This window comes from Microbacterium sp. S1037, from assembly GCF_048381605.1.
Lineage (GTDB): Bacteria > Actinomycetota > Actinomycetes > Actinomycetales > Microbacteriaceae > Microbacterium > Microbacterium testaceum_B.
The window spans coordinates 323,264-339,873 of record NZ_JBLWIG010000001.1 but is presented as its reverse complement, the minus strand read 5'-3'; the positions used below and the strand labels follow the sequence as shown (position 1 = coordinate 339,873).

18 protein-coding genes and 2 riboswitches are annotated in these 16,610 nt (G+C 72.6%); of the genes, 12 read left to right on the top strand and 6 right to left on the bottom strand.

Annotation, left to right across the window (positions count from 1 at the left end; translation table 11 throughout):
- The first annotated feature begins 112 nt into the window (after positions 1-112).
- The 5 genes from ACMW4R_RS01435 (at position 113) to ACMW4R_RS01415 (ending at position 3,799) form a co-directional block, all read left to right on the top strand.
- Positions 113-1,177, top strand: a complete 1,065-nt coding sequence (locus ACMW4R_RS01435) for an enoyl-CoA hydratase/isomerase family protein (RefSeq protein WP_418298939.1) — start codon at positions 113-115, stop codon at positions 1,175-1,177.
- A gap of 7 nt (positions 1,178-1,184) precedes the next feature.
- Positions 1,185-2,039 (top strand): LssY C-terminal domain-containing protein, encoded by an 855-nt coding sequence (locus ACMW4R_RS01430; protein ID WP_058595462.1) that lies wholly within the window; start codon positions 1,185-1,187, stop codon positions 2,037-2,039.
- Complete coding sequence (locus ACMW4R_RS01425; RefSeq protein WP_058595461.1) at positions 2,036-2,566, top strand: hypothetical protein; 531 nt, start codon at positions 2,036-2,038, stop codon at positions 2,564-2,566. The genes ACMW4R_RS01430 and ACMW4R_RS01425 overlap by 4 nt, the downstream gene beginning before the upstream one ends.
- 95 nt (positions 2,567-2,661) lie before the next feature.
- Positions 2,662-3,588, top strand: coding sequence for a DnaJ domain-containing protein (locus tag ACMW4R_RS01420; RefSeq protein ID WP_418299879.1), 927 nt, complete (start codon positions 2,662-2,664; stop codon positions 3,586-3,588).
- Positions 3,589-3,628: 40 nt separating this feature from the next.
- Positions 3,629-3,799: a DUF5302 domain-containing protein gene (locus ACMW4R_RS01415; protein ID WP_193753669.1), complete on the top strand. Its 171-nt coding sequence runs from the start codon at positions 3,629-3,631 to the stop codon at positions 3,797-3,799.
- 13 nt (positions 3,800-3,812) lie between these two features.
- On the opposite strand, the gene thiD is transcribed toward ACMW4R_RS01415, so the two are convergent.
- From thiD to ACMW4R_RS01390, 5 genes are all read right to left on the bottom strand, one after another.
- Entirely contained in the window at positions 3,813-5,252 is a 1,440-nt protein-coding gene (thiD, locus tag ACMW4R_RS01410) for a bifunctional hydroxymethylpyrimidine kinase/phosphomethylpyrimidine kinase (protein ID WP_418298938.1), read from the bottom strand.
- The gene (thiE, locus tag ACMW4R_RS01405) at positions 5,249-5,884 is read right to left on the bottom strand and encodes a thiamine phosphate synthase (protein WP_058595460.1); all 636 of its coding nucleotides are present in this window, start codon (positions 5,882-5,884) and stop codon (positions 5,249-5,251) included. The genes thiD and thiE overlap by 4 nt, the downstream gene beginning before the upstream one ends.
- Entirely contained in the window at positions 5,881-6,690 is an 810-nt protein-coding gene (gene thiM / locus ACMW4R_RS01400; protein ID WP_418298937.1) for a hydroxyethylthiazole kinase, read from the bottom strand. Before thiM ends, thiE begins: the two co-directional genes overlap by 4 nt.
- Positions 6,682-6,773, bottom strand: a riboswitch (TPP riboswitch). Its footprint overlaps the gene before it by 9 nt.
- Before the next feature lie 242 nt (positions 6,774-7,015).
- Complete coding sequence (locus tag ACMW4R_RS01395; RefSeq protein WP_193751386.1) at positions 7,016-7,372, bottom strand: GntR family transcriptional regulator; 357 nt, start codon at positions 7,370-7,372, stop codon at positions 7,016-7,018.
- A 5-nt stretch (positions 7,373-7,377) separates the two neighbouring features.
- On the bottom strand, positions 7,378-9,042 hold the full coding sequence (locus ACMW4R_RS01390; protein ID WP_418298936.1) for a D-alanyl-D-alanine carboxypeptidase family protein: 1,665 nt from the start codon (positions 9,040-9,042) through the stop codon (positions 7,378-7,380).
- 36 nt (positions 9,043-9,078) lie between these two features.
- Positions 9,079-9,189, top strand: a riboswitch (TPP riboswitch).
- Between ACMW4R_RS01390 and ACMW4R_RS01385 the strand changes: the two genes are divergently transcribed.
- The 3 genes from ACMW4R_RS01385 to ACMW4R_RS01375 all read left to right on the top strand — a co-directional run bounded on the left by ACMW4R_RS01385 (position 9,182) and on the right by ACMW4R_RS01375 (position 12,047).
- Entirely contained in the window at positions 9,182-9,820 is a 639-nt protein-coding gene (locus ACMW4R_RS01385; RefSeq protein WP_058595456.1) for an ECF transporter S component, read from the top strand. Its footprint overlaps the riboswitch before it by 8 nt.
- Complete coding sequence (locus ACMW4R_RS01380; RefSeq protein ID WP_418298935.1) at positions 9,820-11,268, top strand: ABC transporter ATP-binding protein; 1,449 nt, start codon at positions 9,820-9,822, stop codon at positions 11,266-11,268. The genes ACMW4R_RS01385 and ACMW4R_RS01380 overlap by 1 nt, the downstream gene beginning before the upstream one ends.
- Positions 11,265-12,047, top strand: coding sequence for an energy-coupling factor transporter transmembrane component T family protein (locus ACMW4R_RS01375; protein ID WP_418298934.1), 783 nt, complete (start codon positions 11,265-11,267; stop codon positions 12,045-12,047). The genes ACMW4R_RS01380 and ACMW4R_RS01375 overlap by 4 nt, the downstream gene beginning before the upstream one ends.
- Positions 12,048-12,144: 97 nt before the next feature.
- Here the strand turns inward: ACMW4R_RS01375 and ACMW4R_RS01370 are convergent, their stop codons facing one another.
- Complete coding sequence (locus ACMW4R_RS01370; protein WP_418298933.1) at positions 12,145-12,879, bottom strand: phosphotransferase; 735 nt, start codon at positions 12,877-12,879, stop codon at positions 12,145-12,147.
- 275 nt (positions 12,880-13,154) lie between these two features.
- Between ACMW4R_RS01370 and ACMW4R_RS01365 the strand changes: the two genes are divergently transcribed.
- From ACMW4R_RS01365 to ACMW4R_RS01350, 4 genes are read left to right on the top strand one after another with little or no spacing between them, the layout of a single operon-like run.
- The gene (locus ACMW4R_RS01365) at positions 13,155-14,123 is read left to right on the top strand and encodes a hypothetical protein (RefSeq protein WP_418298932.1); all 969 of its coding nucleotides are present in this window, start codon (positions 13,155-13,157) and stop codon (positions 14,121-14,123) included.
- Between the two features lie 44 nt (positions 14,124-14,167).
- Positions 14,168-14,929: an SDR family NAD(P)-dependent oxidoreductase gene (locus ACMW4R_RS01360; protein ID WP_058595451.1), complete on the top strand. Its 762-nt coding sequence runs from the start codon at positions 14,168-14,170 to the stop codon at positions 14,927-14,929.
- On the top strand, positions 14,926-15,705 hold the full coding sequence (locus ACMW4R_RS01355) for an enoyl-CoA hydratase/isomerase family protein (RefSeq protein WP_418298931.1): 780 nt from the start codon (positions 14,926-14,928) through the stop codon (positions 15,703-15,705). The genes ACMW4R_RS01360 and ACMW4R_RS01355 overlap by 4 nt, the downstream gene beginning before the upstream one ends.
- Positions 15,702-16,532: an SDR family oxidoreductase gene (locus tag ACMW4R_RS01350; protein WP_418298930.1), complete on the top strand. Its 831-nt coding sequence runs from the start codon at positions 15,702-15,704 to the stop codon at positions 16,530-16,532. Before ACMW4R_RS01355 ends, ACMW4R_RS01350 begins: the two co-directional genes overlap by 4 nt.
- Positions 16,533-16,610: the final 78 nt, after the last annotated feature.

The window sequence follows — 16,610 nt, the reverse complement described above, 5'->3', positions numbered from 1 at the left end:
GCGTTCTGCCCATCTTCCCCGATCCGGGGGCGAAAACGCACCTCCGGGTGAGCGGGAGGGCGGGCGGCAGGCCGGGCGGGAGGGCAGCCGGGCGCGTGTGTAACGTGGCAGCGTGAACGCTCAGCGATCCGACGACGATGCCGTCCTGGCGCGAACCCTCCGCGGCGTCGCGCACCTCACCCTGAACCGCCCCCGCGCGATCAACGCTCTCGGGCTGGGCATGATCCGCGACGTCGCCGCAGCTCTCGACCGGTGGAGGGACGACACCGACATCGAGCTCATCCTGCTCGACGGTGCGGGTGAGCGGGGCTTCTGCGCGGGCGGCGACGTGCGCGCTCTGCACGGCCTGGTGGTGGAGGGGCGCGTCGACGAGGTGCACACCTACTTCCGCGAGGAGTACGCGCTCGACCACCTCATCGCGACCTACCCCAAGCCCGTCGTCGCGATCGCCGACGGCGTGACCATGGGTGGCGGTATCGGTCTCGCCGGCCACGCCGCGATCCGTATCGTCACCGAGAATTCGCGTCTGGCGATGCCCGAGACCCGCATCGGCTTCACCCCCGACGTGGGCGGTTCGTGGCTGCTCTCCCGCGCGCCGGGACGACTCGGGGAGTACCTCGGTCTCACGGGAGCGGCGATGGATGCCGCGGACGCCATCTACGCGGGATTCGCCGACCACCTGGTGCCCACCGCCCACCTGCCGGCGCTGTACGACGCCTTCCAGGTGCGCGCTGACCCCGCGAGTCCGACCGAGCTCGTGCTGCTGTTCGACGAGACCGCGGGGCCCTCGCGGCTGGAGGCGGCGAGGCCGTGGATCGACGACGCCTTCGCGGCGGACGACGTGCACGGCATCCTGGAGCGGCTGCGCGCGCGTCCCGAGACCGAGGCCCACGAGACGGCCGAGCTCTTGGCCGACTCGGCACCGACCGCTGTCGCGGTCACGTTGGCGGCCGTGCGCCGGGCGCGCACCCTGCCCGACCTGCGTGCGGCGCTGGCGCAGGAGTACGGTCTGGTCATGTGGTTCGCCCAGACCCAGCCGGACCTGGTCGAGGGCATCCGTGCGCAGCTCATCGACAAGGACCGATCGCCGACGTGGTCGCCACGGAGTCACGAGGATCTCGCGCCCGAGGTCGTGGCATCCGCCCTCGCCTTCGAGCCCGCGCTCGCGCTCTGGTGAGACGCCCATGACCCGCCGGACACGAAGATGGTCGATCGGGCGTCTGCTCGACGGATTCTTCTTCGTGTTCGCCGGTCTCGCCGCGATCTGGCTCGCGTACCTGAGCTTCACGCAGGCGTTCCAGGTCGGCTGGGCGGGTGTGGTGCTGGCGGTGGCGTTCTGGGCGCTACTCGCCTATCTGGTGCTGCCGCGCCTTCATCGCATCCTCACGGCGATCTACGTGCCGGACTACTTCATGGGGCGCACGCGCACCTCGGACGGGCTGCTCGGCGACCCGGTCAACCTGGCCGTGCTCGGAGAGCGGGAACAGATCGAGCGCGCGATGGCCGAGGCCGGATGGATCGCCGCCGACCCCGTCGGCTGGAGGTCGTCGTGGCGGATCATCGCGTCGACGCTGCGGCGACGCAGCTATCCGACGGCTCCGGTGAGTCCGCTGTTCCTCTTCGGGCGCATGCAGGACCTCGCCTACCAGCAGGAGGTCGCCGGTTCGCCGGCGAAGCGGCATCACGTCCGCTTCTGGCAGTGCCCCGACGGGTGGCTGCTGCCGGGCGGACGTCGGGTCGACTGGCTCGCGGCCGGCACTTTCGACCGTGCGGTCGGGCTCTCGCTCTTCACGCTCCAGGTCACGCACCGCATCGACGCCGACACCGACATCGAACGCGACCACATCGTCGCCAGCCTCATGGCGGTGGCCGGGGTGGAGGTCGACGTGATCCGCGACTTCGCGACCGGGTACCACTCGCGGAACGGCGGGGGCGACAGCATCACGACCGACGGCGACCTGCCGATCCTCGACGTGCGCGCGGTGCGGATTCCGGATGCCGTGCCCCGAGGCTCCATCGACGCCGGGGTCGAGCCGTGAGCGGTCGCCGACAGCCGCGCAAGCGGGCGGCGTTCGAGCCCCTCGCGGTTCCGGGGGAGCGCAACCCGCGGATGCGGCGCCCCGCGGCGACCGTCGCCGGGGGAGTGCTCGTGCTGCTGCGTGCACTCTCGGGCGCCGTGTGGGGCGCGGCGGTGCTGTTCGGGCTGCCGCCGTGGCTGCGCGCCTTCGCGGGTTTCGCGAACGGTGACAACACCATCCCCGCGGAAGACACCATCGAGGATCTCGGCCTGTCGACCGAGACCTTCATCGGGGTGCTCATCGTCGTGTTCCTCGTGCAGCTCGTGTTCGGCATCCTGCTGCTCTGGGGCAGCAATGCGGCGCGGGTCATCGTGATGATCGTGTCGACGATCTCGATCGTCGCGGCGTTCGTGAGCTGGTGGAACGTGGGTGACGAGATCACGGTCGGGACCACGCTGGTGACGCTCGCGCTCGACATCCTCGTGCTGCTCGCCCTGTCGAGTCGGGATGCCGCGGCCTACGCGCGGCGCAACGAGAAGCGCGGCTGAGCGGCTCGCGTCACGCGGCGCCCGAGGCCGTGCACAGGTGCGGCGCGTTAGCCTGAGAGACGCCGCGCACGCGCGCGGCGGAACGGATGACGCAGGTGTTCGACAGCCCGATGTCGGTCTCGGCCTACGAGGTGCTTCGCGTGACGGTCGACGTCGACGACGAAGCGCTCCGTCGCGCCTATCGCGCGCGCCTGCGCGAGACGCACCCCGACACCGGCGGCGACGCCGCGCTGTTCGTGCAGGTGCAGCGAGCGTGGGAGCTCGTCGGAACGCCCGAGGCTCGCGCGGCCTACGACCGTGGCCGCGGATCGGCCCCGGGCGAGTGGAGCGGCGGGGCGACGGCATCCACGCCCTCCCGACCCGCTGACACGCGCCCTCGCGCGCGGTCGCACGGGCAGCCCGGCGGCTGGCGGCGCGAGCGGTATCTGACGTTGATCCGCGAGTGGGTGGGGCGCGGGGTCGACATCGCCGATCCCTACGACCCGGCCCTCGTGCGCTCCGCGCCGCCGGAGATCCGACACATCCTCGCCGATGCGCTCGCCGAGGAGGAGACGGCGCGGCTCGTGTCCGAGCTCGGCATGGGCTACACCGTGTGGCACGACGTGTTCGCCGATCGTGACGGGCGCGACCCCGAGCAGAAGATCGACCACCTCGTGCTCGGCCCGAGCGGGCTGTACGCGATGCTGAGCGAGGACTTCGGCGGACCCGTGGGTGTTCGGCGCGGTGAGATCGCGGGCGCGAACGTGATCGGCTCGCCCGTGACGCAGCTCGTGTCGCGCGCCCGGGTCGTCGCGCGGTCGGCCGGGGTGCGCTTCAGCGGGGCGATCGTGGTGCTGCCCGACGATGCGGTTCTCGATGCGATCACCGACCTCGGCAAGGTGCGGGGGACGCCGGTTGCGCTGGTGACGCGCAGCGCGTTGACGACCCTGCTGCGGCGCGGGATCCCGGGCGCGCGAGAGGTCGGCGGCACGGAGCTGTTCGACATCCGCACGCGCCTGCAGCAGCGGGTCCGTCACGTCTGACGGCCTCGCGCGCCGTCGGGGGCATGCCTAGGGTGGGGACATGAGTACCGACGAGACCCCCTCCGACGACATGAAGCGCAAGTTCCGTGAAGCGCTCGAGAAGAAGAACGGTCAGCAGCGCGCGGGGCAGGCGCACCTCGACGGCAACTCCGCGGTGCACGGGACGCACGCCGCCGTGACGAAGCGGGAGTTCCGCCGCAAGAGCGGGTGACCCGCCCGCGCGTTCACGACCGCTGCCGGAGCGGCGCGTCGAAGAACGCGAGTTCGAGCGCCATCGAGCGGTCGTAGGCTGCGGCCATCGCGGCCCGGACGTCAGGGGTGGCTGCTCTTGCGGCGGCATCCGTGATCCGGGCGGCGGTGGCCGACGAGGCCTCGAACCTCTCGTCGCCGTAGGCGGTGAGCCAGTCGGCGTAGGGATGATCGGGCTCGAACGTGCCGCGCCAGCGGACCCCGATGTCGGTGTAGAGCACGAAGCACGGCAGGATCGCGGCGACCAGGACCGCGTACGAGCCCGCGGCGGACGCGGCGTGCAGGTGCTCGGTGTAGTCGAGGGTGGATGCCGCGGGCTCCAGGCCGCTCGGATCGACGTGCGACTGGTGCAGCGCCGCCTCCTCCTCGAGGCACGACACGGACGCGGCGGCCCAGAAGCGCTGCTCCTCGACGGTGGGGGCGAGCGCGGCGGCTCGGGCGAGCACGCGCGCGTACTCACGGAGGTACAGCAGGTCTTGGCCGAGGTACCAGGTGAAGGCGTCGCGATCGAGGTCTCCGGATGCCAGTCCTCGGACGAACGCGCACGCGTCGACGTCGGCGCGGGTCGAGGCGGTGGCATCCCAGCGCTGCGCGCTCCACGAACGGCCCAGGTCGATGTGCGGGCGAAGCTCGTGCAGGCGGTCGATGGGACCGTTGCCCCGGCCGACGTGGAGCTCGTCGGCGTGTTCGAGGGCGCCGGTGAGCCAGCGCTTAGCGCGCACCAGGGCGTCGGGCCACGAGAGACCGTGGGCGGCGAGGGTCGCCATGGCGGACGACAGCGAGCAGCCGGTGCCGTGTGTGTGGCGGGTGGCGACGCGCGGGCCGGTCACCGGGTGGAAGCCGAGCGTGTCGACGATGGCATCCGGGCTCTGTTCGCCGTCGAGGTGTCCGCCCTTCAGGAGGACGGTGGTGTCGGCGCGCGTGGCGAGCGTCCGGGCCTGGGCGACGGCGGCGTCCCAGGTCGTGGCGACAGGTTCGCCGACGAGGACGGCGAGCTCGGGCAGGTTGGGTGTGACGAGGTCGGCGCGCCGGCAGAGTTCGCGGACCGCGGCTTCGGCGTCGCCGTCGAGGAGGCGGTCGCCGCTGGTCGCGACCATGACGGGGTCGAGGACCACGAGCGGTGGACGCACGGCGGACAGCCACGCGTCGACGGTCGCCACGACGTCGGCGGAGCCGAGCATCCCGATCTTCACCGCGTCGATGACGACGTCGTCGCTGACCGCGCGCAACTGCGCGTCGAGGAAGGCCGTCGGAGGCACGTGCACCTCGCGGACGCCGAGGGTGTTCTGGGCGACGAGCGCGGTGACGGCCGCCATGCCGTAACCGCCGAACGCGGCGATCGCGCTGAGGTCGGCCTGGATGCCGGCACCCCCGGTCGGGTCGGTGCCCGCGATGCTGAGGACGCGGGGGATCATGCGGCGGCCGCCCGGAGCGCGCGCACGACCGCGCCGGGATCGTCGGCCGCGCACACGGCGGAGACGACGGCGACACCCGCAGCTCCCGCACGGCGCAGGGGGCCGACGTCGTCGACGTCGATGCCGCCGATCGCGACGCACGGCAGGACGGTGGATGCCGCGAGCTCGGCGAATCCGTCGACGCCGAGCGGTCGTGGGTGGTCGGGTTTCGTCGCGGTGGCGCGGATGACGCCCACACCCAGGTAGTCGAGCGTGCCGTCGGGGAAGGCTGCGGCGGCGGCAAGATGAGCGGGCGTGTTCGCGGTCCAGCCGACGAGCGCGTCGGGGCCGAGCAGGGTGCGCGCGATGTCGACGGGGAGGTCGCTCTGCCCGAGGTGGATGCCGTCGACGCGGGCGCCGTTCGCCCTCGCGGCCAGCACGATGTCGAGGCGGTCATCGACGACGAAGGCGCATCGGCCCGCGATGACGTCGGCGAGGTCGAGGGCGCGGGCGTAGAGCTCGCCGCCGGTCGCGACCTTGTCGCGCAGCTGGACGACCGTGACGCCCGCGTCGACGGCCTGGTCGACGATGTCGCGCAGCCGCGAGAACGGCACGCGGTGGTCGGTCACGAGGTGCAGGGAGAGGTCGGTCATCGCGGGAGCTCCACCCGGTCGCGGAGATCTGCGGGCTCGATGGCGGCCAGCTGGTCGAGGAAGGCGACGGCGAACGACCCCGGTCCTCGGGCTCCGGATGCCGCCCGCTCCGACGCCACGGCCCAGACGGCGCTCGCCGCGGTCGCGGCCTCGAACGGCTCCGTGACCGCCGCGAAAGCGGCCATCGCCGCGCCGAGCGCGCACCCGCCGCCGGTGACCTTGGTGAGCAGGGCGCTGCCGCCGGGGACTCGGGCCGTGCGGGTGGCATCCACGATGAGGTCCGTCTCGCCCGACACGGCGACCGTGCCACCGGTGCGGGCAGCGAGGGTGCGGGCCGCGTCGAGGGCGTCGTCGGCGGCGTCGGTCGCATCGACCCCGCGCCCGCCCGAGCCCGCGCCGGCCAGAGCGAGGATCTCGGAGGCGTTGCCGCGGATGATCGCGGGCCGCGCGTCGAGCACCTCGTGCGCGAGTGCGGTGCGGACGGGGAGGGCGCCCACCGCGACGGGGTCGAGCACCCACGGCGTGCCGGCTGACACGGCTTCGCGGGCGGCGTCGCGCTGCTCGGCGGTGGGGGTGCCGAGGTTGACGAGCACGCCGCCGGCGATCCGCGCGAACATGCCCGCTTCGCCGGGGATGTCGCACATGGCGGGCGCCGCGCCGAGGGCGAGGAGCGCGTTGGCGGTGAAGTTCGTCACCACCGCGTTGGTGATGCACTGCGTGAGCGGCGACGTCTCGCGCAGGAGCGCGAGGGCTTGAGTGTGGGCTTCCGCGGGGGTGGACGGAGACGACGACGTGCGAACGACCATTCGCGACATCCCTTCGCTAGTACGAACTAGATCAGGTTCGACGGGTGTGTTCTCAGCCCTGGCGGGCACCCCGTGTCACTGCGGGCGACGGTAGCACAGCCGTCCCGGCGCTCGGGTGCGGGGCGGGGGCGTGGTGGCCGTGGCATCCATAAACGCGATTCGCGCGCAGAAACGCGTGGAGAGCGTGTTTATGTGAGCGAACGGCGTTTATCGCCCGAGCTCGGCGCCCCGCGCCGACGCCGCAAGCACCGACGCCGCACACGCCGACGCGGCGAGCGCCGACGCGGCGAGCGCCGACGCTGCACACGCCAAAGCGCCCCGGCGGCTAACCGTCCGCCAGTGCCGCCCGCACCAACTCCACCGCGTCGTCGGGCGCGATGCCCAGACGACGGACGGTGTCGGCGTACGCGCGCGCCGCCTCCGCCGCGCGCGCCGACGCGGAGTCCGTGCCGCGCACGACCGTGCCGGCGCGGCCGCGCGTTTCGACGTAGCCCGCTTCCTCGAGCTCCTTGTACGCGCGGGCGACGGTGTTCGCCGCGAGGCCCAGGTCGGTCGCGAGCGTCCGCACCGGGGGCAGGCGCGTGCCCGCGACCGTCGATCCGTTCTCGATGCCGGCGATGATCTGTGCCCGCACCTGCTCGTAGGGCGGCGTCGGGGAGGTGGCATCCACTCGGATGTCCATGCCGCTCATCCGTTCAGACCGAACAGATCGAGGGGGTGCGTGAGGCGCCAGAGCGGGTCGGGCGGGTCGATCGTGTCGGTCAGCTGAGCGTCGACGGTGTCGGTGTTGAGCGGGCCCGTCACGGTGAGCGTGCCGACGTCGTCGCCCGCCGCGCGTGAGTCTCCGAGGTCGAAGCGCGTCGAGGTCCCGGCGACGGCGCTGTTCCACAGCACGACCGTGGCGTCCGCGGTCGTGACGATGTTCGACTCCTGACCCCACAGCGTCTCGACGCGCCCGATCACGGTGCCCGAGGTCACCGAGGGCCGCGGCTGCAGCTCCTCGGCGATGCGCGCGTAGAGGTCGCGGCTCGCTTGGTTGCGCTCGTCGGGTCCGGGCTGGCCCAGCACCGCCGCGTACGCGCGGACGGTCACCGTGCCGATCGTGAAATCCTTCGCCGACAGAAGGTTCCACGCGTCGAGGGTTCCGGTCTTCACCCCGACGACGCCCGGATCGGCGAGCAGCGGGTTGCCGTTCTTGAACGACCCGGCGCCGGGCAGGGTCAGCTCGGGCGTTCGCACGATCTCGGCGATCACGGGATTCGCGAGGGCCTTCTCGGCGAGCGCGATGAGCGCCGCGGGGGTCGCGGTGTTGCCGGCTTCGATACCGGTCGGGTTCACGATCGTGATGCCCGTGATCCCGCGTTCGGCGAGATACGTGTTCGCCGCGGCGGCGAAGTCCGCGTTCGAGGGGAAGAGGTCGGATGCCAGCCGCTGGGCGTAGTTGTTCGCCGAGGCGATCAGCATGCCCTGGAGCATCTGCAACTCGGTCAGGCTGCCGTCGACGGGAACGTCGAGCGAGGACTCTCCGCGGGCGCGGTACTGCCAGTAGTCGGCGCTGTCCGCCTGCGTGAATGCGTACGACGGCCCCTGCTCGCCCGGGCTGAGCGGCAACCGGTCGAGGACGACGAGTGCCGTCACGATCTTGGTGATGCTGGCGATCGACTCGGGCGCGCTCGCCGACGACGACAGCTCGCCGGGCACTCCCTCGAGAGCGATCGCGGCCTCGCCCTGCGCCGGCCACGCGGGGTCGGCGGGCGGCGCGGCCGTGGGCTGGAGGGCGATGGGCGTGACCGTGGGCTGCACGGCGTTCAGCGGCCACAGCAGCGTCGTGGCGGTGTAGGCGCCGATCAGCAGGATCAGGAGGATCGTCGGGACCACCGTCGCGGGACGCAGGATGCGACGACGACGTCGACCAGCGAGCAGATCGACGGGGCGTCCGGTGGCGCCGGAGACGACGAAGGCGGGGGCCGGGCGGGGCGCGGCGGCGGCGTCGGGGTCGACCCACCCGAGTGCGCCGAGGGCCGCGGAGGTGGGATCCGGCTGCGGTGCCGGGGAGGGGGCGGATGCCGAGGCCCCGGGCTCCGACTCAGGTGTTGCGGGCGCGGTGGGTGCGGGCTGCGGCGCGGAGGCGGCGGGTGCGAGCTGCGATCCGGCTTCGGGCTCGGGCCCCGCCGCAGTCGCACCGTCCGCGGGGGCGTCCGAAAGCTCCGCCGCGGGTGCTGCGGCGGAGGGAAGCGGGACGTCCGCCGACGTCGTCGCGGGTGCCGGATCCGGCGAGGGCATCGCCTCGTCGGCCCGCAGATCAGCGGAATCTCGCGCGGCGCGCCGCGTGGCCGGAGTCTGCTCGTGCACCCGCCCACGCTACCCCGGGCGTCCCCCTATACTCGTCAGCACAACCACGGGAGTCCGGTGAGCCGGGCTGAGAGGAAGCGAATCCACGCTTCGACCGTCGAACCTGATCCGGATCATGCCGGCGCAGGGAGGAGAAGAAATGCACACGTCCACGTCTGCGCGCACGGCCCCCGCCGTGGCATCCGCCTCTCGTTTCTCATGGCGGGTCGTCGACATCGTCGTCGCCGCCGTCCTCGGCGTCGCGGTCGGCCTCGTCTTCTGGGGCTGGAACACCGTCGGCGGCCTGTGGTTCGTCGCGATGGACGGCCTGACCCCCGGCCTCGGTGGCATCGCGGTCGGCATCTGGCTCATCGGCGGTGTGATCGGCGGTCTGATCATCCGCAAGCCGGGTGCCGCGCTTCTCGTCGAGCTGATCGCCGCCGTCGTCTCGGCGCTCATCGGCAACGTCTGGGGTCCCCTGACCATCGTCTCGGGTCTCGCGCAGGGGCTCGGCGCCGAGCTGATCTTCCTCGCCTTCCTCTACCTGCGCTTCTCGCTCCCCGTCGCGATGCTCGCGGGCGTCGGAGCCGGTGTGGGGGCGTGGGTCAACGAGCTGTTCGTCGGGTCGTCGCCGAACATCGCCAAGACGGTCGAGTTCAACCTCACCTACCTCGGCACGCTCGTCGTCTCGGGTGCGCTCCTCGCGGGTCTGGTCGGATGGCTGCTCGTCCGCGCGCTCGCCGCGACCGGGGCGCTCAGCCGATTCGCCGCCGGGCGGGAAGCACGCCGCGACGTCTGATGCCGGGCCCCGCGCGCGTCGACGTCGAGGGCTGGGGCTGGCGCTACGCCGGCCGCAAGCTCCCCGCCACGCGTGACGTCGATCTGACGATCGAACCCGGCGAGCGGGTCCTCCTTCTCGGGGCCTCGGGAGCCGGGAAGTCGACCCTGCTCGCGGGCCTCGCCGGGCTTCTCGGGGGCAGCGACGAGGGAGAGGCCACGGGCCGCATCCTCGTCGACGACCGCGCCCCCGAGGGGCAGCGCGGCCGGATCGGTCTCGTCCTGCAGGATCCCGAGGCCGGGATCGTGCTGTCGAAAGTCGGCGACGACGTGGCGTTCGGCTGCGAGAACCTCGGTGTACCCGCGGCGGACATCCCGGCGCGGGTCGCGGAGGCCGTGGCATCCGTGGGTCTGTCCGTGCCCCTCGACCGCCCGACGAAGGCGCTGTCGGGTGGGCAGAAGCAGCGTCTGGCGCTCGCGGGCGTGCTCGCGATGCGTCCGGGGCTGCTGCTGCTCGACGAGCCGACCGCCAACCTCGACCCCGAGGGCGTCGCCGAAGTGCGGGCGGCGGTCGAGCACGTCGCGCGCACCGACGGGACCACCGTCGTGCTGATCGAGCATCGCACCGCGGTGTGGGCCGACCTCATGACCAGGGTCGTCGTGCTCGCGCCCGGCGGGGGCGTCCTGGCCGATGGTCCGCCCGATCGCGTATTCGCGCAGCACGGTGACGCGCTCGCCGCCGCGGGCGTGTGGGTTCCGGGGCGTCCGGTCGATCTGCCCGTGCTTCCTCGCCTCGAGGGTCCGGATGCCGCGCTCTCGACGCGGGCGCTGTCGATCGGGCGCGAGCGGCGCACGGTCGTCGCCGCGGGACTCGACCTCGCCGTCCCGCGCGGCGCCGGGACGGTCGTCACCGGACCCAACGGCGCGGGCAAGTCGACCCTGGCGCTGACCCTCGCGGGGCTCCTGCCGGAGCTCTCGGGAGAGGTCGTCGCCACGGAATCCCTCGCGGCTCGCGGCATCCGTCGTCCCTCGCGCTGGCGCTCGACCGAGCTGCTGACCCGCATCGGCACGGTGTTCCAAGAGCCGGAGCACCAGTTCCTCGCGCCGACCCTCCGCGACGAGCTCGCCGTCGGGCCTCGGGCTCTGCGGATGCCGGCGGCCCAGGTCGACGCGATCGTCGACGAGCTTCTCGAGAGGTTGGACCTGGCATCGCTCGCCCTCGCGAACCCCTTCACGCTGTCGGGCGGGCAGAAGCGACGCCTGTCGGTGGCGACGGTGCTCGCGGCCTCGCCCGAGGTGATCGTGCTCGACGAGCCGACATTCGGCCAGGATCGGCGCGGATGGAGCGAGCTCGTCGCGCTGCTGCAGCGCGAGATCGCGCGGGGGCGCACCGTCGTCGCCGTGACCCACGACACGGACGTGGAGCGGCACCTCGGTCAGCACCGCATCGCGCTGGGGGACGCGGCATGACCGCGGTCGACGTCGCCCCCCGCACGGCGTGGCTCGACGGGGTGAACCCCGTGACGAAGGTCGCGATGGTGGTGGTGCTGGCGCTGCCGCTGCTCGTCTCGGTCGATGCGGTGAGCGCGGCCGTCGCGCTCGTGCTGGAGCTGTTGTGCGTGCCGCTCACGGGTCTGCCGTACCGCGTCGTCGCGAAGCGCCTCGTGCCGGTGCTGCTTTTCGCCCCGGTAGCCGCGGTGAGCATGCTGCTGTACGCGCGACCGGGGGGAACCGTCTACGGCACCTTCCTCTTCGCGACGATCAGCGACGATTCGCTCGCGCTGTCGTTCGCCGTGCTGCTGCGCGTCGTCGCGCTCGCGCTGCCCATGATCCTGCTGTTCGCCCGGACCGACCCGACCGAGCTCGCGGACGCCCTGGCGCAGGTCGCGAAGCTCCCGAGCCGGTTCGTGCTCGGCGTGCTCGCGGGCGCGCGCACGGTCGGGCTCTTCGTCGACGACTGGCGCACGATGACCCTCGCGCGTCGCGCGCGCGGCCTCGGTGACCGGGGGGCGCTGCGCCGGTTCTTCTCGATGGCGTTCGTGCTGCTGGTCTTCGCCGTGCGCCGCGGGACGACGCTCGCCACCGCGATGGAGGCCCGCGGCTTCGGCGCCGACGTCGAGCGCACGTGGTCGCGTCCCTCGACGCTGTCGCCTCGGGACGCCGTCGCCCTCGCGGGTGCCCTTGGACTCGTCGCCGCGGCGCTCACGGCTGCGGTGGTGTCGGGCGCGTTCCGCGTGGTCGGCACGTGATGTGTCCGCCGTCGAGTGTCCAGGAAACGCCGTAACTGCGCCCCGAGATACGGCGTGTCTTGGACACTCGACGGATGGGGGCGCGGGCGGCAGGGCGTTACGTCGCGTTCCAGAGAGCTCGGTAGTACGCCAGGCGGGTGGCATCCGGAGTGACGCCGTAGGCCGCGAGCAGCGGCTCCTCCCAACCGGGACCGTAGTTCCAGGTCGTCGACATCGCCGCGACGGCGATGTCGGCCCAGCGATCGGCGACGCCGAGGGCGCCGAGGTCGACGTGAGCGGTCCACTCGCCGTCGTCGGTGACGAGGGTGTTCGGTACGCACGCGTCGCCGTGGCAGACGACGAGCCGATCGATCGGCGGGGCGTCACGCAGGTCGTTGGGCACCCGGATGCCACGCCCCGCGGCGTTCGCCAGACGGTCGGGCACCGCCCACGAGAACGGACACTCGACCACGGGGAGCGCCTCGTGCAGCGCCCGCAGCCCTCGTCCCACCGCCCGCACCGCACGAGCGGGATCGGCGATCCACCGCGGATCGACGGCGGAGAGCCCCGGCAGGGCCTCCGTCACGAGCCACTCGTGCGTGGCATCCTGTCCCTGCTCGAGCACGCGCGGCACGGGGGTGAACGCGCCCGCCCAGCGCAGACGTTCCGCCTCGGCGCGCATCGAGGTCTCGGCGTTCCGCGGCCCGAACTTCACGAACCGGATGCCGTCGGTCCCCGCCGCCCGGAACGTCACACCGCCGATCGCGTTGCGCCACACCGGTTCGAGCGCCGCGTCGCCGGCGATCTCCCGCACGCGCTCCGGGACGGGCTCGGACGCCGCGGGGATGCTCATCGCTCGATCCTCGCGCGCTCCCCGCGCGGGCGCGAGCCCGCGGCGGGCTGAGCACGGGTCGAGTGTCCAGAACACCCGGACGTTTTTCGCGGAGCTCCGGGTGTTGTGGACACTCAACGGGTTGCGCCACCTCGCGCGACCCGGCGCCGCCCGTGCGCCGCTCACCCGCGGGCCCGCGGCGGCGCGTCCCCGACCGGCGCGCGAGCGGCCGAGCAGGTGCGGCCCCGGCCAGCCGGGCCCGTGGTGGGCGTGCAGAATGAGGACCGGGGGGTGTCATGGAACTGTCGCTCGGGATTCTGGCGGTGAGCGTGGCGGTCGCGGCCGCGGTGCTCTTCGCCGCTCTACCGCGGATCGGTACTCCGGGGGCGATGACGCTGTTCCTGCGCTACGCCGCCGTGTCGGGCGTGGCCGCGGTGGGCTCGAGCGCGATGTACTTCATGTACACCGCGGCTGACGGGATCATCGCCCTCGTGCTGGGCGACGTTGCGATGGTGCTCGCTCCCGCACTGCTGCTCGTGGCGCTCAAGGTGCTCGCGGGGCAGAGAGCGCGACGCTGGGCGCTCGCGAGCCTCGTCCTCGCCCTGATCACGGCCATCGTGACGGCGACGGTGCCGCTGCCGGCATCCCTGGCGGTGAAGGTGCTCCTGATCACGGTGCCCTGCACGGCGTGCGCCCTCGCGGCGGCACGTATACGCCTCGAGCCGCGCTGGCCGATGCGTGTGATCCTCGTCGCCAACGCCGCGTACGCGGTCTACTCGGCGGCCCGGGTCGTCGTGGGATTCGCGGCGGGATGGGAATCGTCGCTGTACGACCTCGGCTTCTCGTTCGGTCCGGCGACGTTCGCCGGGTCCGCTGCCATCGTGGCGATCGGGGTCGCCGTCGTGCGCGTTCGACTCGGGCCGCGGACCCCCGAGTTGCCGCTCACCTGCCCGGCCGGGCGAGCGGTCGTCGTGGGCGATTGGGCTCTGGCATCCGCCGCATACGGACAGGAACGCATGCGGGCGATGGTCGCCGAGCTGCAGAGCACGGCGCGGACGTTCGACGAGACCGCGCGAGACCTCCCTCGCGGGGTGGAGATCACGATGCCGGACGCAATTGCGAGGCTCGGCGACAGTCTGCGCGACGTGTACGGCTGGAAGCCCGACGAAGTCGCGCTGCTCTTCGACGGAGCGGCGACGGCCGCCATCCACACCCATCCGCAGCGCACGGGGCGGCGACGCGGGCGGGGCTCGGCGCGAACCTGAGTCCCGGGTAGGGTGATACTGAGTTTCGCTTCGAAGGAGAACGCATGGACATCTCAGGAGCCTCTGCCCTCGTCACCGGCGGTGCGTCGGGTCTGGGTCTGGCCACCGCGCGCCGCCTCGCTGCGGCGGGCGCGCACGTCACCGTCGTCGACCTCCCGTCGTCGCCCGGCGCGGACATCGCCGCGGAACTCGGCGGTACGTTCGCCCCTGCCGATGTGACGGATGCCGAACAGGTCGCCGCTGCCGCGGCCCGCGCGTCCGAGGCGGGGCCGCTCCGCGTCGTCGTCAACTGCGCCGGCATCGCTCCGCCCGCCAAGGTGCTCGACCGCGACGGCACCCCCTCGCCGCTCGGCGACTTCGAGCGTGTCATCCGGGTCAACCTCATCGGCACCTACAACGTCATCGCTCAGACGTCGGCCGTCATGGCCCGGACCGAGCCGACCGAGGGGGGCGACCGCGGCGTCATCGTCAACACCGCGAGCGTCGCGGCCTTCGACGGGCAGATCGGCCAGCCCGCGTACTCCGCGAGTAAAGGCGGCGTGCACGCGATGACGCTTCCCATCGCCCGCGAGCTCGCGCGCCACGGCATCCGGGTCGTGACGATCGCCCCCGGCATCATGGAGACCCCGATGCTGAAGGGCCTGCCGCAGGCGGCGCAAGACTCGCTCGGGCAACAGGTGCCGTACCCCTCGCGCCTCGGTGCGCCCGACGAATACGCGCGGCTCGTGCTCGCGATCGTCGACAACGGCTATCTGAACGGCGAGACGATCAGACTCGACGGCGCGATCCGGATGGCGCCGAAATGACCGACGGCATCCTGCTCCACGTCGAGGGCGGCCTCGCGCGGGTGACGTTCGACCGCCCCGCCTCGCTCAACGCGATGGACTTCCCCATGGCCGCGCGCTGGCGCGCGGTCGCGCACGAGGTCACCTCCGATCCGTCGGTCGGAGCGGTGATCCTGGATGCCAACGGCCCCGCCTTCTGCGCGGGTGGCGACGTGGTGGCCATGGCGACCACGGGTTCCTCGGGCGCCGAGGTGACCGAGACGGCGCGGGCGATCCACGACGGCATCCGTACCTTCGCCGAAGCGCCGCTGCCGATGGTCGCGGCCGTCCAGGGTGCCGTGGCGGGCGGCGGGCTCGGCCTCATGCTGACGGCCGACTACGTCGTGGCGAGCGAGAACGCGCGCTTCGTCAGCCGGTACGCGAACATCGGCCTGACACCAGACCTCGGCGTCTCGACCCTGCTGCCCGCGGCGATCGGTCAGCGGCGGGCTCTGCAGCTGCTGTTGCGGGACCGGATGCTCTCGGCCGACGAAGCCCTGGACTGGGGTCTCGTCGCCGAGGTCGTGGCATCCGGGGATCTGGCGACGCGGGTCGCCGAGATCGCGCGCTTCTGGCTCGACGGGGCGACCGCCGCGTTCGGCCAGGCGACGCGTCTCGTGCGCGTGGGGGCCGGCCGCGCGCTCGCCGAGAACCTCGACGACGAGGCCGCGACGATCGGTGCCGCGTTCGACACCCCCGAGGCGAGAGCGCGGGTCGCCGCGTTCGCCGCCGCCTCCGCGAAAGGATCACGCTCGTGACGCTCGCAGGAAAGACCATCCTCATGTCGGGCGGGAGCCGCGGTATCGGCCTCGCGATCGCGCTGCGTGCCGCGCGCGACGGCGCGAACATCGCGATGCTCGCCAAGACCGACACCCCGCACCCGAAGCTGCCCGGAACCGTGCACACCGCCGCCGAGGAGATCCGGGCGGCGGGCGGTCGGGCGCTGCCGATCGTCGGCGACGTGCGGGACGAGGCATCCATCACCGAAGCCGTGATGCGGACGGTCGGGGAGTTCGGCGGCATCGACATCGTCGTCAACAACGCCAGCGTGATCGACCTCTCGGGCTCGCTCGACCTCGCGACCAAGAAGTACGACCTCATGCAGGACGTGAACGTCCGCGGGACGTTCCTGCTCTCTCGCGCCGCCGTTCCGCAGCTGAAGGATGCCGAGAACCCGCACATCCTGTCGCTGTCGCCGCCGCTGAACGTCACGCCGAAATGGCTCGGGGCGCACACGGGGTACAGCCTCGCGAAGTTCGGGATGACGATGGCGACGCTGGGTCTCGCGTCGGAGTTCGCGAGCGACGGGATCGCGGCCAACACGCTCTGGCCGCGGACGACGATCGCCACGGCGGCGGTGCAGAACGTCATCGGCGGCGACCGGCTCATGGCCGTGTCGCGGACGCCCGAGATCTACGCCGACGCCGCGTACGAGGTGCTCACGTCCCCGTCGCGCGAGCGGACCGGGCGGACGCTGATCGTGGAGGACGTGCTCGAGGCCGCCGGGGTGACCGACTTCTCGGGCTACGCCGCCGTGCCCGGGACGCCGGATGAGGCGATGTACCCGGACATTTTCCTGGACTGACGCGGGGGTATCGGTCCCTTCGACAGGCTCAGGGACCTGGGTTTCGGCGGAGGTGGCTGAGCTTGTCGAAGCCTCCGC